Raw genomic sequence first — 22895 nt, 5'->3', positions numbered from 1 at the left:
AATTTTTATGGCTTTTTTATTAGCTTTAATAAAAAAATAATTTATACTTTTACGCCCGTCAAGGCTTTTAGTTTTACTTCGAAAAGAACAAAGTTTTGATAAGCAAAGCGCTTATCGTATAATTTTCAAATTACGATAATGGAAAAGCGTAAATTAAGTTTCTGGGAAATCTGGAATATGAGTTTCGGTTTCTTAGGAATACAATTTGGTTTTGCACTGCAAAACGCAAATACTTCAAGAATTTTTGAAACCCTCGGTGCAGAAATTGACAAAATTCCAATTTTATGGATTGCGGCTCCTGTTTCAGGATTAATAATTCAGCCTGTAATTGGTTATTTCAGTGACAGAACATGGACTCGTTTAGGAAGACGTCGTCCTTATTTTTTAATTGGCGCTATTTTGTCTTCATTGGCTTTGTTTGTAATGCCCAACTCTCCAACTTTATGGATTGCTGCAGGAACTTTATGGATAATGGATGCCTCGATAAATGTTTCAATGGAACCTTTCCGTGCTTTTGTTGGTGATAATTTACCAGACGAGCAGCGCGCATTAGGTTTTGTAATGCAGAGTTTCTTTATTGGTACCGGTGCCGTTGTAGGTTCTATTTTACCTTATCTATTTACAAATGTTTTTGATGTCAGCAATGTTGCTCCAAAAGGAATAATTCCTGATGCCGTAAAATGGTCATTTTATATTGGCGGAATCGTTTTTCTGCTTTCTGTTTTATGGACCGTTTTTAAATCAACCGAATATACTCCTGACGAACTTCATGCTTTTGAAGCTAACAGCAAAAAAGACTCTGAAGACCTTTCAAATTCTGAAACAGAATCTGGCGTTTCTACAAAAAAACAATTGCTTTTAGGGTTATTGTTTGCTGGTATCGGAGCTTTAATTTCATTTTTAATTTTCGAAAACAATCTGGCAAAAGAACTTTATATTCTATTTGTTGGTCTAATTTTTATGGGCGTTTTATTTGTAATTGCATCGCAGTTACGAACAAAAAAAGTCCAGAATGGTTTTACCATAATCATGACCGATTTATTAAATATGCCAAAAACAATGCAAAAATTAGCCTGGGTTCAATTTTTCTCTTGGTTTGCGCTTTTCTCAATGTGGATTTATACAACTCAAGCAGTTACACAGCATATTTTTGGCACTACAGACACAACTTCGAAAATCTACAATGATGCCGCCGATTGGGTTTCGGTATTGTTTACAGTTTACAACGGTATCGCCGCTGCAGTTGCTTTCTTATTACCAGTTATTGCAAAAAAAGTAGGCGTTAGAGCAACACACTTATTGGCATTATGTGCAGGAGGTGTTGGTTTAATTTCTGTTTATTTTATTGGCGATAAACAAATGCTTATCCTTCCAATGCTTGGAGTTGGTATTGCATGGGCAAGTATTTTATCAATGCCGTATGCCATGTTATCTGGTGCTTTGCCTGCTGCAAAAATGGGTTATTATATGGGAGTTTTTAACTTTTTCGTAGTAATTCCGCAAATCGTAGCCGCTACGATATTAGGATTTGTAATCAAACAATTCTTCCATAATGAACCTATTTACGCTCTAATAATTGGAGGTGTATCAATGATTTTCGCAGGATTATTGACTCTTAGAGTAAATAGCAAAACTAAAATTGAAATCCATGAATAATAAAAAAGCATTCATATTCGACCTTGACGGAGTAATCGTCGATACTGCTAAATATCACTTTTTGGCTTGGCAAAAAATCGCTCAGTCATTAAATATAAATTTTACACATGAAGATAACGAACTTTTAAAAGGCGTAAGCCGCGTTCGTTCTTTAGACATTATACTTGGATTAGGAAATGTAGAGGCTTCTCAGGAAGACAAAGACAAATGGCTGATTCAAAAAAACGAAGATTATTTATCTTATTTAGTTGACATGGATGAAAGTGAGGTTCTTCCAGGAGTTTTAAAAATTCTAAAACTATTAAAAGATAAAAAACAAGGAATTGCATTAGGCTCTGCCAGTAAAAATGCAAGACCAATTTTAGAAAAAACAGGGGTTCTGTCTTACTTCGATGTTATTGTTGACGGAAATGATGTTACCAATGCAAAACCAGATCCAGAAGTTTTCTTAAAGGCGGCTCAATTATTAAACATTGATCCAAAAAATTCAATTGTATTTGAAGATTCTGTTGCCGGAATTCAGGCAGCAAATATTGCAGAAATGGTAAGTGTGGGAATTGGTGAGGAAACAATTTTGCATGAGGCTGATTTCATTTTTAAAGATTTCACTTTCATAGATGAAACCTTTATCGAATCATTAATCACAAAATAAAATCAATCATAAATCAATCAATCACAAAAACACTTTAAAAACAAATGAACCAAGATTATATAAAACCAGACAATTGGTCAATTATAGAAGAAGGATTTGATGCCGAGAGAGTAAAATCGTCTGAAAGTCTTTTTAGTATCGGGAACGGTGCTATGGGACAACGCGCCAATTTTGAAGAAACCTATTCAGCAGAAACTTTTCAAGGAAGTTATATTGCTGGAATCTATTATCCGGACAAAACAAAAGTGGGCTGGTGGAAAAACGGTTATCCGAAATATTTTGCCAAAGTACTAAACGCCCCAAACTGGATTGGAATTGACATTGAAATCAACGAAGAAAATCTTGATTTAAATACTTGTACCGAAGTTAGGAACTTCCGCAGAGAATTGAATATGAAAGAAGGATGGTACAATCGTTCTTTTGAAGCAGTTCTAAAAAATGGAACCGAAATCGCCGTAAACGTTCGTCGTTTTCTTTCATTAGATTTAGACGAAGCCGGAATCATTAAATACGATATTACACCTTTAAATAAAGATGCAAAAATCGTTTACAAGCCATATATTGATGCTGGTGTAACCAATGAAGATGCCAACTGGGAAGAAAAATTCTGGGAACCGCTTGAAGTTAAAAAAGGCACAAACGAAGCTTTTGTAACCGCTCAAACCTTTAAAACGCATTTTAAGGTTACTACTTTCATGCACAATACGATTTTGGCAAATGGAGAAAATATCAATGTTTCGCCATCTACAATCGATTCAACAACAGATAAAGTTCAGTACACTTACGGAACTATTATTGCAAAAGGACAAACCTCATCAATTCAGAAAATTGGTGGATATACGGTTTCTTTAAATCATGAAAATACTTTGGCTGGAGCCGAAAAAGTAATAAAATCTGCAGTTGCTTTAGGATATGATACTTTGCTACAGAACCAAATTGAGGCTTGGGCAAAAGTTTGGGAAATGTCAGATATTACCATTGAAGGCGATGTAAAAGCACAACAAGGAATTCGTTTCAACATCTTCCAATTAAATCAAACCTATTCAGGAAAAGATTCTCGTTTAAATATTGGTCCAAAAGGTTTCACAGGAGAAAAATACGGAGGATCTACTTATTGGGACACTGAGGCATATTGTATTCCATTCTATATGGCGACAAAGGACCAGCAAGTTGCAAGAAACTTATTGACATATCGTTACAATCAATTAGACAAAGCGATTGAAAACGCTAAGGATAATTTAGGTTTCAAAAACGGCGCAGCGTTGTATCCAATGGTGACCATGAATGGTGAAGAATGCCATAACGAATGGGAAATCACACACGAAGAAATCCATAGAAATGGTGCGATTGCTTTTGCAATTTACAACTATAACCGTTACACGGGAGACTACTCTTATATTCCAGAAAAAGGTTTAGAAGTTTTAATTGGTATTGCACGTTTCTGGCACCAAAGAGCTTCTTTCTCAAAAGATAAAAATCAATATGTGATTTTAGGAGTTACAGGTCCAAATGAATACGAAAACAACATCAACAATAATTTCTACACCAATTATATTGCTAAATGGTGTATTGATTTTGCTGCTGAACAAATTGAAAAAGTAGCTTCAGAATATCCAGCAGATCACAAAAGAGTAATGGAAAAAGTTAATCTTTCATCTGAAGAAATCAAAGAATGGAAAAAAGTGGCAGACGACATGTACTTTCCTATTTCAAAAGAACTTGGAATCTACTTACAGCAAGATGGTTTCTTAGACAAAGATTTAGTTCCGGTAAAAGATTTAGATCGTTCACAGCGTCCAATTAATCAAAAATGGTCTTGGGATCGTGTGTTGCGTTCACCTTACATCAAACAAGCTGATGTTCTGCAAGGTTTCTATTTCTTCGAAGATCATTTCTCAAAGGACGAATTAAAACGCAATTTTGAGTTTTACGAATCGTTTACTGTTCACGAAAGTTCGCTTTCGCCTTGCGTGCACTCGATTCAGGCAGCAGCTTTAGATAAAATGGACATGGCATATACATTTTATTTAAGAACTTCTCGTTTGGATTTGGACGATTATAATAAAGAAGTGGAAGAAGGCTGTCACATCACGTCAATGGCCGGTACATGGATGAGTATCGTGGAAGGCTTTGGAGGAATGCGTGTTAAAAATGACCAGCTTCATTTCTCTCCAAAAATTCCAAAAGAATGGAAAGGCTATTCTTTTAAAATTAATTTCAGAAACCAAATTTTAAAAGTAGCTGTAAATCACAACGAAACAACTTTTACTGTAGACGGCGATCAAGATTTAACTATTATTGTTAACGGAAAACCTGAAATTGCAAGTAAATTTGTACAAATAAATTAAATTATACTCTAAAATCTAAAAAACATGAAAAACTTATTTTTCGCAAGTTTAATTTTGTTTGCGTTTAGCACCGTTGCAAAAGCGCAGCAGTTAAAATCACCCGAAGGCAAGTTCGTAATGGAATTTTCTCTTCAAAACGACGGAACTCCAACGTACAATTTAAAATATAAAAACAAAGAAGTTGTAAAAACCAGTAAATTGGGTCTTGAACTTAAAGATGATAAAAAATCTTTATTGAACGACTTCACAATTACTGATACAAAAACTTCCACTTTTGACGAAACTTGGAAACCGGTTTGGGGAGAAGTAGATCACATCAGAAATCATTATAATGAATTGGCTGTGACTTTAAATCAAAAAGGAACAGACAGACAAATCATAATTCGTTTCCGTTTATTCGAGGATGGACTTGGATTTAGATATGAATTCCCAGCACAAAAGAATCTTACTTATTTTGTAATTAAAGAAGAAAGATCTCAATTTGCTATGACTGGAGATCATACTGCTTTCTGGATTCCAGGAGATTATGATACTCAAGAATACGATTACACAAAATCGAAACTATCTGAAATTAGAGGTTTATCTGAAAAAGCATACACAGCAAACGTTTCACAAAAATCTTTTTCTCCAACAGGAGTTCAGACTTCTTTGATGTTAAAAACAAATGAAGGAATCTACATCAACTTACACGAAGCGGCTTTAATTGACTATTCTTGTATGCACTTGAATTTAGATGATAAAAACATGACTTTCACGTCTTGGTTAACGCCAGATGCAAAAGGAGATAAAGGTCATATGCAGGCGCCAAATCATTCTCCTTGGAGAACGATTATTGTGAGCGATGATGCTAGAGAAATCTTAGCTTCAAAAATGACTTATAACTTAAACGATCCATCAAAAATTGAAAATACTTCTTGGATTAAACCAGTAAAATACGTTGGTGTTTGGTGGGAAATGATTACAGGAAAAAGCTCTTGGTCATATACTAATGATTACCCAACAGTACAATTGGGAGTTACTGATTTCGCGAAAGCAAAACCAAACGGAACACACGGAGCAAACAATGCTAATGTGAAAAAATATATTGATTTTGCTGCTGCAAATGGTTTTGACGCCGTTTTAGTTGAAGGATGGAACGAAGGCTGGGAAGACTGGTTTGGACATTCTAAAGATTATGTTTTTGATTTCTTAACGCCTTACCCAGATTTTGATGTAAAAGGTCTGCACGAATACGCAAAATCTAAAGGTGTAAAAATCATCATGCACCACGAAACTTCAGGATCTGTTCGTAACTACGAGCGCCACATGGATGCTGCTTACAAATTCATGAACGACAACGGATACGATGCTGTAAAAAGCGGTTATGTAGGTGATATTTTGCCAAGAGGCGAAAACCACTATAGCCAATGGATTGTAAATCACTATCAATACGCTATCGAAAAAGCAGCTGATTACAAAATTATGGTAAACGCTCACGAAGCAGTTCGTCCAACCGGAATTGCAAGAACGTATCCTAACTTAATTGGAAACGAAGCAGCAAGAGGAACAGAATACCAAGCATTTGGAGGTTCTAAACCAAATCACGTAACGGTATTGCCATTTACACGTTTAATTGGTGGCCCAATGGATTACACGCCTGGAATCTTCGAAATGGATATCAGTAAAATGAATCCTGAAAACAAATCGCATGTAAACAGTACACTGGCTAATCAATTAGCTTTATACGTTACCATGTACAGTCCGTTACAAATGGCTGCTGATACTCCAGAAAACTACAACCGTTTTCCAGATGCATTTCAATTTATTAAAGATGTGGCTGTAGATTGGTCAGAAAGTAAATATATTGAGGCTGAGCCTGGAGATTTTATCACAGTTGCTCGTAAAGCAAAAGGAACAAATAACTGGTTTGTTGGAAACGTAAACGGAGAAACGCCGCGTACATCAAACATCGATTTCAGTTTCCTTGAAAAAGGAAAAAAATACACTGCAACAATTTATGCTGATGCAAAAGATGCGCATTACAAAACTAATCCGCAAGCTTACACAATCAAGAAAATTGCTGTAACAAACAAATCAAAATTATCTCAGTTTTCTGCTCCAGGAGGAGGTTATGCGATAAGCATTATTGAAAACAAATAATTAATAAACCATATAAGAAATGTAAGTCCATTTAAATAGAAATCTCCCCCAGTTTTTGTCTTAAATGTTCTTACATTTTTTATATGGTTTAAATTCCTTTTTAAGGGCCTTTACTTTAAAAAATAAGAAAAAACTTATTCATTTGTCTTTTTAGTTAAATTTGCTCAAAATTTCGAAAACCGAAATTCTATGATTAAAAATAATTAATATAAATGAAAAATATTATAGGTTTTTTTTTTGACTCTTTTGCTGATTTCATGTCATCACAAAAATGAAAAAATCACTAAAACAAATACTGAAAGTAAGACATTCAATTCGTTAAATAGAATTGATACAAAAAAAAATGAAGAAGACAGCGTTACTATAGATACAACTCTTTTTTCTGTTTATAATTTATCAAAAAAAACAATAGCAATTGTAGCAAATTTAGAGTATGAAGGAGGTGATTATAGCGGAAATGAGTTTGATAAAATTTTTAATCAGGTAGATGAAAAAGATTCTTTATATAATGTTTTAATCGACGACCGTAATAAAGTTCGAAATTTTGAATACTATGATACTTTAGGAACTTTCAAACTCATAAGAAGTAATACATTAGAACTTGAGGTTAAAAAAATTGTAGACAAGAGTTACTACGTTTATGGTACAAAAGGATTTTCAAAAATCACAATAAATAAAGTGGTTTGTGCACTAAATACCTGTAGAACAAATTTTATTGCTTTTCCAATTGAAAAATTTGACACCGCTAAAAATGGAAAAGCGATTTTTTGCTCTAAACAATTACTAAAAATAAACTATCAAAAAAGTTATTCTGATATTGAAAGAAAGATTCGTCAATACGAGGAAAAAGAAAGCAAAAACTATGATTATAAAGATGAAATCAAACCCAAAGTATTTGCTAACATTGGAGATTACTATTTTACCTATAATGATGATTTTCAATGGGGAATGTATCCTGAAAAGTCTAAATGTGATTTTCCTGGAAGAACAATATACATTGTAAAAAAGGATAAACCTATAAAAAAATTCTGGGTCGATGGCTTAGATTTATTTGGAATCCCTTGTGATTAAAAAAAATTAGCAGAGAATTCATTTTTAAAACTATTACCTATTCACTACTGCTTCAAAAATCAATAAAAACATAAATTATGAAAAACCACAAAACATATCTTATAAACCATTCGATTTATAAATTAATCCTATTGGTTTTGTTGTTTTCTGCTTCCGCGAAAGCGCAAATCCAAAAAGTAGAACCGCCATTTTGGTATGCAGGAATGAAAAATTCGGAACTGCAGATTATGTTCTACGGAAAAAATATTTCACAATATGAAGCTTCGGTTTCGAATAATGTGGTGATTAAAAATGTAGAAAAAACAGAAAACCCAAACTATCTTTTCGTAACAATTGATACAAAAGACGTAAAAGCTTCTGAATTGGTTTTCTCTTTCAAAAACAATAATAAAATTGCCTTTAAACAAAAATATGCTCTAAAAGAAAGAAGAGCAAATTCGGCAGAAAGAAAAAGTTACGACGCCTCTGATTTGATTTACTTAATCATGCCGGATCGTTTTGCTAACGGAAATTCTAAAAACGACAGCGATGCTTCTTTAACTGAAAAAGGAAACCGTCAAGATCCAAGCGGACGTCACGGCGGCGATATCGAAGGAATTATTAAAAACTTAGATTATATTTCTTCTCTTGGTGCGACTACAATCTGGAGTACACCTTTATGTGAAGACAACGACAAACAGCATTCGTATCATACGTACGGACAATCGGATGTTTACAAAATCGATCCACGTTACGGAACAAATGACGATTATGCTCGTTTATCAGCAGAAATGCATAAAAAGAACATGAAACTGGTTATGGATTATGTAACAAATCACTGGGGAATTACGCACTGGATGATGAAAGATATTCCAACTAAAACTTGGTTCAATCAATTCGAAACTTTCACACAAACGCATCACCGTCGTGAAGTAATTACAGATATTCATGCTTCAAAAATAGATCAGGAAGTTTGTGTTGATGGTTGGTTTGTGCCTTCAATGCCAGACTTGAATCTTAGAAATCCTTTGGTTGCAAAATACTTAACTCAAAATGCTATTTGGTGGATTGAATTTGCCAATCTCGATGGTTTTAGAGTTGACACTTATAATTATTCGGATAAAACAGCAATGGCAAATTGGGCAAAATCAATCACAAACGAATATCCTAATTTTAATATTGTAGGTGAAATCTGGATGCACAATCAGGCGAATTTAGCTTTTTGGCAAAAAGACAGTAAAATTGGTGCTATTGAAAACTACAATTCGAATCTTCCAAGTGTAATGGATTTTACGCTTCAAAGTCAGATTACATCCGCCTTTAGTGAAGATGAACCAAACTGGGACAGCGGATTGATTAAATTCTACAACAATTTTGCAATGGATTTTTTATATCCAAATACCAATAATATCTTAGTTTTTGCTGAAAATCATGACACGGATCGTATGAATGAAAAATTCAAATATGATTTACCAAAATACAAACTGGCAATGACTTTATTGGCAACAGTTCGTGGAATTCCGCAAATCTATTACGGTTCAGAAATTGGAATGGGCGGCGACAAAGGAAAAGGCGGAGATGCCGATATTCGTCAGGATTTTCCAGGCGGATGGGCTGGGGACAAAAACAATGCTTTCACCAAAGAAGGAAGAACTCCAGAACAAGCGGCTTACTTTGATTTCAGTGCAAAATTATTCAACTGGAGAAAAACAAACGAAGCGGTTCACTTCGGAAAAATGAAGCATTATATTCCAGAAAACAACACTTATGTATATTTCAGATATACTGATAATAAAACCGTTATGGTAGTTTTCAATAACAATGCAAAAGAGCAGGTTGTAAAAACAAACCGCTTTAAAGAAAGCATCAAAAACTACAAATCAGGAAAAGATGTTATTTCAGGAAAAACATTCGATTTAGCTTCTGAAATTACTTTAGAACCAAAATCAGCTTTGGTTTTAGAATTGGAATAAATATTTTATTTAAACACATAGAGACATAGATTTTCTGGCTCAATAAAAGGCATTTCACTTATTTAAACAAACATAGCTATGTGTAAATGAACGAGTCATTTATTCAAATCTTTTTCAGACAAAGAAATGCTATGATTCTATGTGTTTAAAATTTTATTGCCACAGATTAATGGATTATTACAGATTTAAAAATCATTTTAATCTTGTAATCTGTGGCTGTTTTTTTCAACACAATCCATCCTAAAATATTCTAAAATAATGAAAAAATACACTTTCCTTTTTTTATCTTTAGTATACTTAACAATGAGTTGTTCTGGCTCAAAATCAGTTACAATGAATAACGAAAATACTTCTAAAACACCTTTCGTTTGGGAAGGAGCAAATGTTTATTTTTTACTTACAGATCGTTTTTACAACGGAGACACTTCAAACGATGTCAATTTTAACCGAACCAAAACTCCGGGAAAATTACGTGGATTTGAAGGCGGTGACATCATCGGAATTACTAAAAAAATAGAATCGGGATATTTTGAAAAATTAGGAATAAATGCCATTTGGCTTACGCCGATTGTCGAACAGATTCATGACGGAGTTGACGAAGGAACAGGGCTTAGCTATGGTTTTCACGGTTATTGGGCAAAAGACTGGACGGCTTTAGATCCAAACTTTGGAACCAAAGAAGATTTAGCTAATCTGGTAAAAAAAGCACACGAAAAAGGAATCAGAATAGTTTTGGATGGCGTAATCAATCATACTGGACCAGTAACTCCAGAAGACCCCGTTTGGCCTTCTGACTGGGTAAGAACTGGCGTTGTCTGCGATTATAAATCTTTCGAAAATACTACAATGTGTACTTTGGTTGACAATCTTCCAGATATTAGAACTGAAAGTGTACAAGAAGTCGAACTCCCTCCTTTTTTAATAGAAAAATGGAAAAAAGAAGGACGTTATGAAAAAGAAATTGCTTCGTTGGACGAGTTCTTTAAAAGAACAGGTTACCCAAGAACACCAAAGTATTATATCATAAAATGGCTTACAGACTACATTCTTGAATTTGGAGTTGACGGCTACCGTGCCGATACCGTAAAACACACTGAAGAAGCCGTTTGGGCCGATTTTAAAAAAGAGTGTGATTATGCATTTGAAACTTGGAAAAAACACCATCCGTTACAGGTTTTAGATCAAAATCAGTTTTATACCATTGCCGAAGTTTACGGTTATGGAATCAGCGGTGGGCAGGATTATGATTTTGGAGATCGAAAAGTCAATTATTTTCAAAATGGTTTTAACAGCATGATCAATTTTGAATTTAAATGGAATGCGACTCAAAACGATTACGAAGGTTTATTTTCTAAATATTCGAATGCTTTAAATAATGAATTAAAAGGTTATTCGGTTTTAAACTATATGTCTTCGCACGACGACGGTCAGCCTTTTGATGCAAACCGTGTAAAAGGAATTGAAACGGGAACTAAACTTTTGCTTTCGCCAGGAATGTCGCAAGTTTATTATGGCGACGAATCAAATCGTTCCTTAGTTGTTGAAGGTACAAATGGCGATGCAACTTTACGTTCAAACATGAATTGGGACGAAATTCAGAATAATCCTGAAACACAGAAAACACTTTTACATTGGCAGAAATTAGGGCAGTTTAGACGAAATCATCCTGCGGTTGGAGCTGGTGTTCACAAGTTGATTAATCCATATCCTTATACTTTTTCTAGAACGTTTACTAAAGGTTCTTTTGCAGATAAAGTTGTTATGGGAGTGGATTTACCAAAAGGCAGAAAAGAACTTCCAGTTGGTGATATCTTCCCAAACGGAACAAAACTAAAAGATGCTTATTCAAATCAAGAAGTCGAAGTAATTGATGGGAAAGTGATTATAGACAATGATTTTGATATTGTTTTATTAGAAGAGCTTTAAAAGTTTAACCGCAAAGGTCGCAAGGGAAAATCGCAAGGTTCGCAAAGTTTTTTAGCCACAGATTATTAGGATTAAAAGGATTTTTAAAAATCTGTGCTAATCTTTATAATCTGTGGCTAACTTTTTTTATAATCCTTGTGACCTTTGCGTAAAACTTTGCGACCTTTGCGGTTAAACTCGTAACAAATGCTTAAAATTGGACATCGAGGTGCTAAAGCCTACGAACCTGAAAATACTTTACAAGCTTTTCAAAAAGCATTAGACCTAAATTCAGACGGAATCGAACTAGATGTTCATTTGAGCTCTGACGGATATATCATCGTAATTCACGACGAAACCATCGACAGGACCACTAACGGAAAAGGTTTAGTAAGCAGTTTTACTTTAGCAGAATTAAAATCATTTTTAATTGATGGAAAATATCAAATTCCAACTTTAAACGAGGTTTTTGATTTGGTTGACAAAAAATGTTTAATCAATATCGAATTAAAAGGTATAGGAACTGCGCCGAAAGTTGTTGCTTTAATTGAAGAAAATATTTCAGAAAAAAACTGGAATGACAGTCATTTCATCATTTCCAGTTTTGAATGGAATATGCTGGAGGGAACATCAAACCTAAATCCAAACATCCCAATTGGTGTTTTAACAGAAGAAAATCTTGATACTGCTTTGGCTTTCGCCGAAAAAATAAAAGCAAAAGCTATTCATCCTGATTTTAATTTATTGAATAAAGAAAATGTTCGACAAATTCAGGAAAAAGGATTCTTAGTTTTACCATGGACAGTAAACTCAGAAAAAGACATTCAAAAAGTAAAAAGTTACAACGTAAACGGAATTATCTCTGATAATCCAGACAAAATATAAGTATAGCCACAGATTGCACAGATTAACACAGATTTGTTTGCCACGAATTTCACGAATTGACACAAATTTATCATCCTAAAATAATTCGTGGAAATTAGTGAAATTCGTGGCGAAAGAAAAAATCCTTTTAATCTGTGTAATCTGTGGCAAGAAAAAAATTAGTGCCAATTCGTGTAATTGCTACGCCAGTTCGCTATCGCTCGAGTCGTGGCAAAAAGATAAAAATATGATCAAAAATTTCGACATAATCATCGTTGGCGGAGGCGCTGCAGGTTTTTTTACCGCAATTAATATTGCCGAGAAAAATCCGAAACTAAAAATTGCCATTTTAGAAAGGGGAAAAGAAGTACTTTCTAAAGTTCGCGTTTCCGGAGGCGGACGATGCAATGTGACGCACGCTTGTTTTGAACCCAACGAATTGGTTAAATTTTATCCACGAGGCGAAAAAGAACTTCGCGGGCCTTTTCATCAATTTTGTTCGGGAGATACAATCGAATGGTTTGAAAAACACGGCGTCGAATTAAAAATCGAAGAAGATGGAAGAATGTTTCCTGTTTCCAATTCATCCCAAACCATTATTGATTGCTTCTTAAAAGCAACTGAAAAATTAGGCATAAAAGTTTTGACAGGACAAAGCGTACAATCGATTTTCAAAAAAGAAAATCATTGGAAAATTGATACCCAAAGCGACAATTATGCAGCCGAAAAATTAGTGATGGCAACGGGAAGCAACCCTAAAATTTGGGAAATGCTTCAGGAACACGGACACGCTGTTGTAAGCCCCGTTCCTTCCCTATTTACTTTCAACATCAAAGATTCGAGAATTAAAGAACTGCCAGGCGTTGCGGCACAAGTAACCATAAATGTAAAAGATACCAAGTTAGAATCTACAGGGCCTTTGTTAATTACCCATTGGGGAATGAGCGGTCCCGCAATTCTTAAACTTTCGGCTTGGGGTGCACGCATTCTGCACGACAAAAATTATCAATTTACCATTTTTGTGAATTGGTTAAATGATGTTGATTTTGAAGATGCCGAAAAAATCCTGAAAGATTTAAAACAAGAACACGCTAAAAAAGCCGTTTCTAAAAAATCGCCTTTCGACTTTCCGAATCGTTTGTGGGAAAGTTTGGTTCTAGCTTCGGGAATTGATTCTGAAACGAAATGGGCAGATTTATCAAAAATTCAATTGCAGAATCTAACTTCACAACTGACAAAAGCTGAATTTAAAGTAAACGGGAAAAGCACTTTTAAGGAAGAATTTGTAACAGCTGGTGGAATCGATTTAAAAGAAATCAACTTTAAAACCATGGAAAGCAAAATTCACGAAAATCTTTATTTTGCTGGTGAAATTGTAAATATCGACGCCATAACGGGAGGATTTAATTTTCAGAATGCCTGGACAAGCGGGTTTATTCTGGCTCAAAATATTTAATACAAAATGAAATTTAAAGGAATTATTTTCGATTTAGACGGCACATTAGTCAATTCTTTAGAAGACATCTCAGATGCGATGAATAAAGTGCTTACCGCTTTAAATTATCCTACACATACTTACGACACATATCAATATTTTATTGGGAGCGGTTTACGAAATCTGGTAAGTAAAGCTTTACCTGCTACAAACAATTCTGATGATGAAATCGAAAGTTGTTTTGAATGTATGGTCGATGAATACACTAAAATCTGTACACTCAAAACAAAACCTTATGAGGGTATTGTAGAATTGCTAGAAAATCTGACTTCGCAAAACATCAAAATGGCGGTTTTCTCCAACAAAGCCGATGAGTTAACCAAGAAAATAGCTTATGAATTATTTCCAAAACAATTCGACACAGCTATTGGTTTAAGCACAGAAGCGCTTAAGAAACCGAATCCGTTTGAAGCGATTGAAATCAGTAAAAAATGGAATTTAAAACCTGAAGAAATTCTTTTTGTCGGAGATTCTGATATTGACATGAAAACGGCCATAAATGCTAATATGTTTCCTGTTGGCGTAACTTGGGGCTATAGAACCGAAGATGAATTGAAATCTAGTGGCGCAAAAGCGGTTATTAAGAATGCTTCAGAATTAATCGAAATATTGTAAATCGTGAATGCTGAATTACAAAAACAAATACTATCAATCGCTTCGTTTTCTGAAAAAGAAATCGAAAAGATAGATTCTTGTTTTGAATATGAAAAGTTTATAGCTAAAGAATTTCTTTCTTCAATGGGAAAAACCAGCAATAAAATCTTTTTTATTGTTGAAGGTCTGGCGCGGGTTTATTATTTAAAAGACGGAAAAGAAATTACGACTTATTTAAGTTGTGATGAGGGTTTTATCGCTTCATATTCCAGTTTTATAAATCAATCCGTTTCTTTTGAAAATATTCAGTGTATTGAAGATTGCGAAGTTCTTTCGATTACTTTCGAAAAAATGCAATTTCTATATAGCGAAATCCAAAATTGGGAACGTGTTGGAAGAATTCTCGCCGAACAAAATTATCTTTGCATGGCCGATCGCGTTTTAAAACTGCAAATGATTCCTGCCAAAGAAAAATATCAGACTTTTTTAGCATCGGCTCCAGCCAAAATAATTCAGCGAACGCCTTTAATTTATATCGCTTCTTTTCTCGGAATTACGCCAGAATCGTTGAGCAGAATCCGTCAGGACATTTCTTAACATTTATCAAGTGGATTAAGAATCTGAATTCGAATCTTTGTCAAAATAAAATTTGAAGAAGATGAAGAATATTGCCAAAGACGTTTACCAGATTCCGTTATTTCCTAGAAACGCTATAAATTGTTATTTAATTGAAGATGTTTTAATTGATGCTGGAATTCGAAGTTCAGCAAATACAATTTTTAAAGCAATTAAAGACAAAACCGTCAACAAACACGCCTTAACACATGCTCATGCAGATCATCAGGGAAGCAGTAAAATAATCTGTGAAACGCTGAAGATTCCACTTTTATGTAGCGAACCTGAAAAGGCATTTGCTGAAAATGGAAATGTAATTACAGAATACCCAAATCCGAATCATATCATTTCTAAATTTCAGAAAAACTTTTGGGCAGGAAAAGGACATCCCGTTTCTGAAACTTTAAAAGAAGGAGATCAAATTGGCGGATTCACGGTTATTGAAACACCGGGACATTCCAGCGGACATATCTCTTTTTTCAGGGAAAAGGATGGCGTTTTAATTGTAGGCGATGTGATGACCAATATGAATCTTCTCACTACAAAAGTCGGTTTGCATGAACCTCCCCATTTATTTACCGCTAATAAAGAAACCAATAGAAAATCGATTCTCAAATTGGCATCATTACAACCTAAAATATTGTGTTTTGGTCACGGACCAGTTTTATTTAATAATGGAGAACTGGGAAAATTTGTTCAAAACATGCGATAATTTTATTAACAAGAATTTACACATTCCGTAAGTTTTCATTAAGACAATTCTAATAATTTTACTCTCAACTAATTAATCCTATATGAGTGTAAAATTACTTACTACAATTTCTATTTTTACTTATCAGCTCAGCGTTTCTCAAACGGAAAAAGTATTAAACGGAAAAGTTTTTTCGCAAAACATTCCGCTTAATAAAGTAGAGGTGATTAACAAAACAGCTCGAATTAGTACCAGAACAAATGAGCTAGGCGAGTTTTCAATTTTAGTCCATCCACAAGACAGCCTTCTTTTTTACTCCAAAGACTATTTCTTTAAAAGATTTAAAATTTCTCAGGAAAACATAGATCAAAATAACCTGATTGTCAATATGATTTTGAAACCGGAAGAACTCTATGAAGTCTTAATTACAGCTATAAAATTTCCTCATGTTGGTCCTACTCAAGAAGTTTCAGATTCGATTGCATTAATGAGAGCCTCGAGCGATTTACGAAAATATACTGGCGTTTATGACGGTACTATTGCAAACGGAATGAATTTTGGCGCTATGGGAGCAGGTCTTTTAAGTTTGTTTAAAAAAGAAGATAGTGGCAACAAAAAACCTAAAAAGAAAACTCCTGAATTGGATTTCAAAACATTCGCCGAAGCAACTTGTCCTTTAGATTTTTTTACAAAAGATTTAAAATTAAATCCTGATGAAAAAGCTCTTTTCCTAGAATTTTGCACAGCCGATCCGCAATCTGAAATTATTCTAAAACAGAAAAATTTACTTTATACAATGGATTTTTTATATGTTAAAAATGAAGAGTTTAAGAAGTTGAAATAGCTTAACTTGAAACAGAGAAAAACCTGAAACTTGAAACTAAATTTTACTTATTCAGCCACCAAATACTAGCATTCAAAACTGTAGCAAATCCAACCCAAGCTAAATAAGGAATCAATAAATAACCTGAAGTTTTATTGATTTTGACGAATTTCAAATATGTTTCATAAATCATCAGCCATAAAAGCACGATTTCGACTAAAGCCAACATCGGGTTTTTTAATCCGAAAAATAAATAAGACCAAATAGCATTTAAAATCAATTGAATGATGAAGAAAAGCAGTGCTTTTTTAACTTCCTCAGTATGTTCTTTTATTCGGTCCCAAACCAGCGCTGCTGCAATTGCCATAAATATGTAAAGAACTGTCCAAACTGGCATAAAAATCCAATTCGGCGGATTAAAAACGGGTTTTTCCAACGTTACATACCAAGTCTCAATACTTGGTCTTGTTACTAAACTAGCAGAATATCCAACTGTTAAACAAATTACTAAAGCTATAGCGATTTTTACAAATTTATTCATGATATCAAATTTTGAATTCAAAAATAGTCAAAAGAAAAATTAAACCACATACGTGATGGAAGTTCATTTTAGCAAAGACAATTTATATTTTCTTATATTACTTATATGGTGAAAAAATTTAAAAACTATCTTTGCCAAAATTTTATAATTCATGTTAACAGCAGCTGATTTTATACCAAATCCATATACTTCAACCATCGAAAACGGAAACTTTGAATGGAGCGCTCCAAGCAACATTGCCTTAGTGAAATACTGGGGGAAAAAAGAAAACCAGATTCCAGCAAATCCTTCGGTAAGTTTTACTTTGAACAATTGTAAAACAATCACCAAACTTGCTTTTTCAAAAAAAGACGCTTCGACTTCGCTCAACGTGACAAATAGTTTTTCTTTTGATTTTCTTTTTGAAGGAAAACCAAAAGAAGACTTTAAACCAAAAATTCAGAAGTTTTTAGAAAGAGTTGAAGTTTATCTGCCGTTTTTAAAAGAGTATCATTTTACGATTGATACTCAAAATACTTTTCCTCATAGTTCAGGAATTGCTTCTTCCGCTTCTGGAATGGCTGCGCTGGCGATGAATTTTATGAGTCTGGAAAAACAACTGAATCCAGAAATGACCGACGATTATTTCTATCAAAAAGCTTCATTTCTAGCTCGATTAGGTTCTGGAAGCGCTTGCAGAAGTGTAAAAGGGAATGTTGTCGTTTGGGGAAATCAGGAAAATATTGAAGGAAGCACAGATTTATTTGGAGTTGAATTTCCGTATACAATTCACGAGAACTTCAAGAATTATCAAGATACTATTTTATTGGTTGACAAAGGCGAAAAACAAGTTTCCAGCACCGTTGGGCACGATTTAATGCACAATCATCCGTATGCAGAAAGACGTTTTGCACAAGCGCACGAAAATCTAGATAAATTGATTGCCATTTTTAAAAGTGGAAACTTAGACGAATTCATCAAAGTTGTAGAAAGTGAAGCATTGACTCTGCATGCTATGATGATGACATCGATGCCGTATTTCATTTTAATGAAACCTAATACGCTTCAAATCATAAATGCAATCTGGAAATTCAGAAATGAAACCAAGATTCCAGTATGTTTTACGCTTGATGCTGGTGCCAATGTACATGTATTATATCCTGAAAACGTTAGCGAAAAAGTACTTCAATTTATTCAGGACGAATTAGTTGTATTTTGTCAGAATAGTCAATACATTTGCGACAAAATTGGAGAGGGAGCGATTGCATTATAATTTTCCGTATCTTTAGTTAAATTTTTGGTTATGGACATTCAATTAGAAAAACGCGAAGCAATGGAGATGTTGAAAAAAACTGATGATCCTTCAATCATTATGGCAGTTGCAAAATTGCTTAGAAAAAATAAAAAAGATTGGTGGGACGATTTGACCGATCAACAAAAAGAGGATATAGCTCAAAGTGAATTAGAATTTGAAAGAGGAGAATTTACAAGCTATGAGGATGTGATGAAAAAATACAGATAGTGGATCTTAAAGTAAGTTTTTCAAAAACAGCGGAGAAAAATTTAGATTCAGTTTTAAAGTTCATTGAAGCAAGATGGTCAGAAAAATCAAAAAAGATTTTTATCATCAAATTTGAAAAAGCAATTTCAATAATGGTGATGAATCCAGAAATTTTTCCAAAATCAGCTGTGAATAAAAAATATCGAAAATGTGTTATAACAAAGCAATCGAGCCTATTATATAGTTTTAGTGCAAACGAAATCAGGATTCACAACATTTTCGACACTAGACAAAACCCAAATAAAATAAAGAAAGACATAAAATAAATCATGAAAGGACCACTATTTTACTCAAAAATATTACTCTTTGGAGAATACGGAATTATTCGCGACTCTAAAGGACTTTCTATTCCTTATAACTTTTACAATGGCGCTTTAAAAAAATCTGAAGAGCCTACAGAAGAAGCTATTTCATCTAACAAAAGTTTAAGAAGTTTTGCTTCTTACCTTGAAGTTTTACAGACTCAGCAGCCGGAATTGGTTACTTTCGATTTAGAAACTCTTAAAAGCGATGTCGAAACTGGAATGTATTTCGATTCTAGTATTCCGCAGGGATATGGTGTTGGAAGCAGCGGGGCACTTGTTGCAGCCATTTATGATAAATATGCAGCTAACAAAATCACTGTTTTAGAAAACCTTACTCGCGAAAAACTATTACAGTTAAAAAACATATTTTCTCAAATGGAAAGTTTTTTCCATGGAAAAAGTTCTGGATTAGATCCGTTAAATAGCTATTTGAGTATTCCAATCCTTATTAATTCAAAAGATAATATTGAAGCAACCGGAATTCCAACTCAAAGTTTTGACGGAAAAGGTGCGGTATTTTTATTAGATTCTGGAATTGTTGGCGAAACGGCTCCAATGGTTAATATTTTTATGGAAAACCTAAAAGACAAAGGTTTCCGTACAATGCTTAAAAATCAGTTTGTAAAATATACAGACGCCTGCGTAGAGAACTTTCTGCACGGCGACATGAAATCTTTATTTACCAATACTAAAAAACTTTCTAAAGTAGTTTTAAACAACTTTAAACCTATGATTCCAGAACAATTTCACGGAATCTGGCAGCACGGAATTGACACTAACGATTATTATCTAAAACTCTGCGGTTCTGGTGGAGGTGGTTATATTCTGGGATTTACCGAAGATTTAGAACGTGCTAAAGTTTCTTTAAAAGACTATAAACTAGAAGTTGTTTACCAATTCTAACTATTTAAAAGCCGAAGTTATTTGAGTACATTTTTATAAGTTTCATCCTAAAAAGTTATTTATTATGAAAAGTATTTTTACAATAATTAAAGCAACTTTTTTGGGAGGAATTCTGTTCTTAGTACCTTTAGTTGTACTGCTTATTATTCTTGAAAAAGGGTACGGCATTATTCAAAAAATAACACTTCCGCTTGTAAATAACCTGCCCAGAGTTCATGTTTTAGGAATTGCTCTTCAGGAACTTATTGGAATACTAATAATCATTTTAATTTGTTTTGCTGCTGGTTTGCTGGCACGAACAGCCAGGGCAAAAAAACTGATCCAAAAATTAGAAGATGGTATTTTAAGCTTTGTACCCGGATATTCGTTTATGAAAAGCATGAATGAAAGTATTATGGGTTTTGAATCAAAGCAAGATCTAAAAGTAATTTTGGTTCCAACTGATGCCGGCTGGCAGTTTGCATTTTTAATAGAACAGATTAACGAAAACAATTTTACCGTTTTCATACCCGATGCTCCAAATCCGTGGAGCGGATCAGTTGTTTTGGTAGAAAAAAAAGACATTCGGGAAATCGAAATTACCCAGAAAGAAGCTTTGGCTTGCATTAGAAAATTAGGCTATGGCTCTAAAGAATTGTTAAAAAACAAGTTCTAAATTTCAGATTCCAAAAATATCCTTTAACTTCAAATTTAATTTAATCCAACAAAATATATTTATGTTAAGCAGACAGCACAAACTTTTAGTAATGAAAATTGTTAGTTTGTTCTCTGTGGTACGCGGCTATAATATTCCCATTATTATTCTGGCACAATACTTATCTGCAATATTTATTCTTGCTCCAGAAAAAAGAGCTTTAGATATTCTGCTGGATTTTTATTTGTTTTTGATTGTTTTTGCTTCCGCAGTTACAATTGCTTCAGGTTATATAATCAATAATTTTTACGACAGCCAGAAAGATTTAATTAATCGTCCTAATAAATCTATGCTGGACAGATTAGTGAGTCAGAAAACAAAGTTAACGGTTTATTTCAGCCTTAATTTTTTAGCAGTTTTAATGGCCGGAATTGTTTCCTGGCGTGCATTTTTATTCTTTTCTGCATATATCTTTCTAATTTGGTTCTACTCTCATAAAATTAAAAAATACCCTATTGTAGGGAATTTAACAGCTGCTTTTATGGCTGTAATTCCATTTTTTGCGATTTTGCTATACTTCTACAATTCGATTTCGTTTGAAGAAATTGAAAATCACCGCAGTCATTTTGTGGTAATTTCGGCACATGCCATGTTTTTGTTTTTATTGCTTTTGATTCGGGAAATGATAAAGGATTTGGAGAATTTAAAAGGTGATTTGGCTAATGATTATCACACAATTCCAATTACTTACAACGAAAAGGTTTCAAAAAAAATCATTACTGTTTTGACGTTTTTAACCATCATTCCTGTTTATATTTTGGTAGACATTTATGATGTAGGATACATGGATATTTACTTCTACGCGTGTTTTATTGTTTTGATTTTTTTTCTGTTTTATCTATGGAAATCCAATTCAAAAGAACAGTTTTTGTTACTGCATAACGTTTTAAAATTCCTGATTGTTTCTGGTGTTTTTTGCATTGTTCTGATTAATCCGAGTGTCTTGTGGCACGGTAAACAATTGATTTCTACATTTTAATATTTGATCGCTGATTTGGAGCAGCTTTATTTATAGCTAAATTTACAATTGTAATGCTCTTAATTAGCTTAAAATTGAAAGCTATCAATCTAAGAACATTGAACTTAAGATTTATTAGCAGGAAAAAACTATCTTTGCACAAATTAATGATTCTATGAACAACAAGGAAGGCAATAATAAAAGAGGTGGAACTAGACCAAATAGCTCAAGATCAAACTCCAGCAAGCCAAAACCTCCTATGGCTAAGCGCGCGCAAGGGCCAAAAAAAGTAAAACCTGAAGTTAAAGCAGCTCAGGAAGCAGTGGCAGAAAAACTTAGAAAACAAAATCAGCCGGCTAAAAGACAAAAAGCTTCGGATGAAATTCGTTTGAACAAATACATCTCAAATTCAGGGGTTTGTTCGCGTCGTGATGCCGATTTATATATTCAGTCAGGAAATGTTAAAGTAAACGGTGTACCCGTTACTGAAATGGGATACTTAGTAAAACTAAATGATGTTGTAAACTTTGACGGTGTTACTTTGACTCCGGAAAAGAAGGAATATATTTTGCTAAACAAACCTAAAAACTTTACTACTGCTCTTGATGAAGGTCAGGAATATCGTAACGTTCTGGAACTTGTTCGTGCGGCTACAAATGCAAAAATTGCTCCTATTGGAAGAATGGATAAAAACACAACTGGATTGTTGTTGTTTACAAACGATACTGATATGATTCGTAAATTTAGTTTACCAAATCAGAAATCACCAAAAATCTATCAGGTTTCTTTAGACAAAAACTTAAAATTTGAAGATTTAGAAAAAATAAGCAAAGGTTTAGTTCTTGATGGCCACCGTGTATCTGTTGAGGAAATAAGCTATATCGAGAAAGAACCAAAAAGTGAAGTAGGTCTTAAACTGCGCTCATCAAATGTAAAGGTTGTACGTGCAATTTTTGAAAACTTCGACTATAACGTACTTCGTATTGATCGTGTTTCTTTTGCAGGTTTAACAAAAAAGAATCTTCCTAGAGGTAACTGGCGATTTTTGACAGACCAAGAAGTTATTAATTTGAAAAACGCATAAATCTTCTCAAGATTTAACTGAATATAAATCCTGTTTTACTTTTGTAAGATGGGATTTTTTATTTC

The 22895-nt window shown here is 33.8% G+C and carries 20 protein-coding genes; 19 read left to right on the top strand and 1 reads right to left on the bottom strand.

Features of this window, described 5'->3' with window-relative positions:
* The first annotated feature begins 138 nt into the window (after nucleotides 1-138).
* From PQ462_RS02005 to PQ462_RS01945, 13 genes are all read left to right on the top strand, one after another.
* Entirely contained in the window at nucleotides 139-1656 is a 1518-nt protein-coding gene (locus PQ462_RS02005) for an MFS transporter (protein ID WP_274252183.1), read from the top strand.
* A complete protein-coding gene (pgmB, locus tag PQ462_RS02000; protein WP_012023482.1) occupies nucleotides 1649-2308 on the top strand; it encodes a beta-phosphoglucomutase in 660 nt (219 codons plus the stop codon). Before PQ462_RS02005 ends, pgmB begins: the two co-directional genes overlap by 8 nt.
* 44 nt (nucleotides 2309-2352) lie before the next feature.
* A complete protein-coding gene (locus PQ462_RS01995) occupies nucleotides 2353-4656 on the top strand; it encodes a glycoside hydrolase family 65 protein (protein WP_274252182.1) in 2304 nt (767 codons plus the stop codon).
* Nucleotides 4657-4680: 24 nt separating this feature from the next.
* On the top strand, nucleotides 4681-6795 hold the full coding sequence (locus PQ462_RS01990) for a glycoside hydrolase family 97 protein (protein WP_274252181.1): 2115 nt from the start codon (nucleotides 4681-4683) through the stop codon (nucleotides 6793-6795).
* A 237-nt stretch (nucleotides 6796-7032) separates the two neighbouring features.
* On the top strand, nucleotides 7033-7866 hold the full coding sequence (locus PQ462_RS01985) for a hypothetical protein (RefSeq protein ID WP_274252180.1): 834 nt from the start codon (nucleotides 7033-7035) through the stop codon (nucleotides 7864-7866).
* Between the two features lie 77 nt (nucleotides 7867-7943).
* A complete protein-coding gene (locus PQ462_RS01980) occupies nucleotides 7944-9818 on the top strand; it encodes a glycoside hydrolase family 13 protein (protein WP_274252179.1) in 1875 nt (624 codons plus the stop codon).
* A 258-nt stretch (nucleotides 9819-10076) separates the two neighbouring features.
* A complete protein-coding gene (locus tag PQ462_RS01975) occupies nucleotides 10077-11744 on the top strand; it encodes an alpha-amylase family glycosyl hydrolase (protein ID WP_274252178.1) in 1668 nt (555 codons plus the stop codon).
* Nucleotides 11745-11930: 186 nt separating this feature from the next.
* A complete protein-coding gene (locus PQ462_RS01970; RefSeq protein WP_274252177.1) occupies nucleotides 11931-12608 on the top strand; it encodes a glycerophosphodiester phosphodiesterase in 678 nt (225 codons plus the stop codon).
* Nucleotides 12609-12834: 226 nt separating this feature from the next.
* The gene (locus PQ462_RS01965; RefSeq protein ID WP_274252176.1) at nucleotides 12835-14043 is read left to right on the top strand and encodes an NAD(P)/FAD-dependent oxidoreductase; all 1209 of its coding nucleotides are present in this window, start codon (nucleotides 12835-12837) and stop codon (nucleotides 14041-14043) included.
* Between the two features lie 6 nt (nucleotides 14044-14049).
* Nucleotides 14050-14697, top strand: a complete 648-nt coding sequence (locus tag PQ462_RS01960) for an HAD family hydrolase (protein WP_274252175.1) — start codon at nucleotides 14050-14052, stop codon at nucleotides 14695-14697.
* 3 nt (nucleotides 14698-14700) lie between these two features.
* Nucleotides 14701-15273 carry a Crp/Fnr family transcriptional regulator gene (locus PQ462_RS01955; RefSeq protein ID WP_274252174.1) on the top strand — a complete coding sequence of 191 codons (573 nt, stop codon included), beginning with the start codon at nucleotides 14701-14703 and terminating at the stop codon, nucleotides 15271-15273.
* Between the two features lie 61 nt (nucleotides 15274-15334).
* On the top strand, nucleotides 15335-16003 hold the full coding sequence (locus PQ462_RS01950) for an MBL fold metallo-hydrolase (protein ID WP_274252173.1): 669 nt from the start codon (nucleotides 15335-15337) through the stop codon (nucleotides 16001-16003).
* An 82-nt stretch (nucleotides 16004-16085) separates the two neighbouring features.
* Nucleotides 16086-16826 (top strand): hypothetical protein, encoded by a 741-nt coding sequence (locus PQ462_RS01945; protein WP_274252172.1) that lies wholly within the window; start codon nucleotides 16086-16088, stop codon nucleotides 16824-16826.
* 43 nt (nucleotides 16827-16869) lie between these two features.
* Here PQ462_RS01945 and PQ462_RS01940 read toward each other — a convergent pair whose 3' ends face one another.
* Entirely contained in the window at nucleotides 16870-17346 is a 477-nt protein-coding gene (locus tag PQ462_RS01940) for a TspO/MBR family protein (RefSeq protein ID WP_250834338.1), read from the bottom strand.
* Nucleotides 17347-17497: 151 nt separating this feature from the next.
* Here PQ462_RS01940 and PQ462_RS01935 point away from each other — a divergent pair, with 151 nt between their 5' ends.
* The 6 genes from PQ462_RS01935 to PQ462_RS01910 all read left to right on the top strand — a co-directional run bounded on the left by PQ462_RS01935 (nucleotide 17498) and on the right by PQ462_RS01910 (nucleotide 22830).
* On the top strand, nucleotides 17498-18598 hold the full coding sequence (locus tag PQ462_RS01935; RefSeq protein ID WP_274252171.1) for a diphosphomevalonate/mevalonate 3,5-bisphosphate decarboxylase family protein: 1101 nt from the start codon (nucleotides 17498-17500) through the stop codon (nucleotides 18596-18598).
* A 30-nt stretch (nucleotides 18599-18628) separates the two neighbouring features.
* Nucleotides 18629-18847 carry a hypothetical protein gene (locus PQ462_RS01930; RefSeq protein ID WP_095928167.1) on the top strand — a complete coding sequence of 73 codons (219 nt, stop codon included), beginning with the start codon at nucleotides 18629-18631 and terminating at the stop codon, nucleotides 18845-18847.
* A gap of 308 nt (nucleotides 18848-19155) precedes the next feature.
* Nucleotides 19156-20094, top strand: a complete 939-nt coding sequence (locus tag PQ462_RS01925; RefSeq protein WP_274252170.1) for a mevalonate kinase family protein — start codon at nucleotides 19156-19158, stop codon at nucleotides 20092-20094.
* A gap of 64 nt (nucleotides 20095-20158) precedes the next feature.
* Nucleotides 20159-20749 carry a DUF502 domain-containing protein gene (locus PQ462_RS01920; protein ID WP_274252169.1) on the top strand — a complete coding sequence of 197 codons (591 nt, stop codon included), beginning with the start codon at nucleotides 20159-20161 and terminating at the stop codon, nucleotides 20747-20749.
* Between the two features lie 61 nt (nucleotides 20750-20810).
* A complete protein-coding gene (locus PQ462_RS01915) occupies nucleotides 20811-21767 on the top strand; it encodes a geranylgeranylglycerol-phosphate geranylgeranyltransferase (protein WP_121362516.1) in 957 nt (318 codons plus the stop codon).
* A gap of 154 nt (nucleotides 21768-21921) precedes the next feature.
* Entirely contained in the window at nucleotides 21922-22830 is a 909-nt protein-coding gene (locus PQ462_RS01910; protein ID WP_274252168.1) for a pseudouridine synthase, read from the top strand.
* The last annotated feature ends 65 nt before the right edge of the window (nucleotides 22831-22895 follow it).

It is taken from the genome of Flavobacterium sp. KACC 22758 (assembly GCF_028736135.1).
Lineage (GTDB): Bacteria > Bacteroidota > Bacteroidia > Flavobacteriales > Flavobacteriaceae > Flavobacterium > Flavobacterium johnsoniae.
Note: the sequence above shows the minus strand (reverse complement) of the source record. Positions and strands in the feature narration are given on the sequence as shown.

What these genes read in the sequence shown, in the direction of transcription:
- PQ462_RS02005 (WP_274252183.1), top strand. Translation starts at nt 139, where the DNA reads ATGGAAAAGCGTAAATTAAGTTTCTGGGAAATCTGGAATATGAGTTTC.
- pgmB (WP_012023482.1), top strand. Translation starts at nt 1,649, where the DNA reads ATGAATAATAAAAAAGCATTCATATTCGACCTTGACGGAGTAATCGTC.
- PQ462_RS01995 (WP_274252182.1), top strand. Translation starts at nt 2,353, where the DNA reads ATGAACCAAGATTATATAAAACCAGACAATTGGTCAATTATAGAAGAA.
- PQ462_RS01990 (WP_274252181.1), top strand. Translation starts at nt 4,681, where the DNA reads ATGAAAAACTTATTTTTCGCAAGTTTAATTTTGTTTGCGTTTAGCACC.
- PQ462_RS01980 (WP_274252179.1), top strand. Translation starts at nt 7,944, where the DNA reads ATGAAAAACCACAAAACATATCTTATAAACCATTCGATTTATAAATTA.
- PQ462_RS01975 (WP_274252178.1), top strand. Translation starts at nt 10,077, where the DNA reads ATGAAAAAATACACTTTCCTTTTTTTATCTTTAGTATACTTAACAATG.
- PQ462_RS01970 (WP_274252177.1), top strand. Translation starts at nt 11,931, where the DNA reads ATGCTTAAAATTGGACATCGAGGTGCTAAAGCCTACGAACCTGAAAAT.
- PQ462_RS01965 (WP_274252176.1), top strand. Translation starts at nt 12,835, where the DNA reads ATGATCAAAAATTTCGACATAATCATCGTTGGCGGAGGCGCTGCAGGT.
- PQ462_RS01960 (WP_274252175.1), top strand. Translation starts at nt 14,050, where the DNA reads ATGAAATTTAAAGGAATTATTTTCGATTTAGACGGCACATTAGTCAAT.
- PQ462_RS01950 (WP_274252173.1), top strand. Translation starts at nt 15,335, where the DNA reads ATGAAGAATATTGCCAAAGACGTTTACCAGATTCCGTTATTTCCTAGA.
- PQ462_RS01945 (WP_274252172.1), top strand. Translation starts at nt 16,086, where the DNA reads ATGAGTGTAAAATTACTTACTACAATTTCTATTTTTACTTATCAGCTC.
- PQ462_RS01940 (WP_250834338.1), bottom strand. Translation starts at nt 17,346, where the DNA reads ATGAATAAATTTGTAAAAATCGCTATAGCTTTAGTAATTTGTTTAACA.
- PQ462_RS01935 (WP_274252171.1), top strand. Translation starts at nt 17,498, where the DNA reads ATGTTAACAGCAGCTGATTTTATACCAAATCCATATACTTCAACCATC.
- PQ462_RS01930 (WP_095928167.1), top strand. Translation starts at nt 18,629, where the DNA reads ATGGACATTCAATTAGAAAAACGCGAAGCAATGGAGATGTTGAAAAAA.
- PQ462_RS01925 (WP_274252170.1), top strand. Translation starts at nt 19,156, where the DNA reads ATGAAAGGACCACTATTTTACTCAAAAATATTACTCTTTGGAGAATAC.
- PQ462_RS01920 (WP_274252169.1), top strand. Translation starts at nt 20,159, where the DNA reads ATGAAAAGTATTTTTACAATAATTAAAGCAACTTTTTTGGGAGGAATT.
- PQ462_RS01915 (WP_121362516.1), top strand. Translation starts at nt 20,811, where the DNA reads ATGTTAAGCAGACAGCACAAACTTTTAGTAATGAAAATTGTTAGTTTG.
- PQ462_RS01910 (WP_274252168.1), top strand. Translation starts at nt 21,922, where the DNA reads ATGAACAACAAGGAAGGCAATAATAAAAGAGGTGGAACTAGACCAAAT.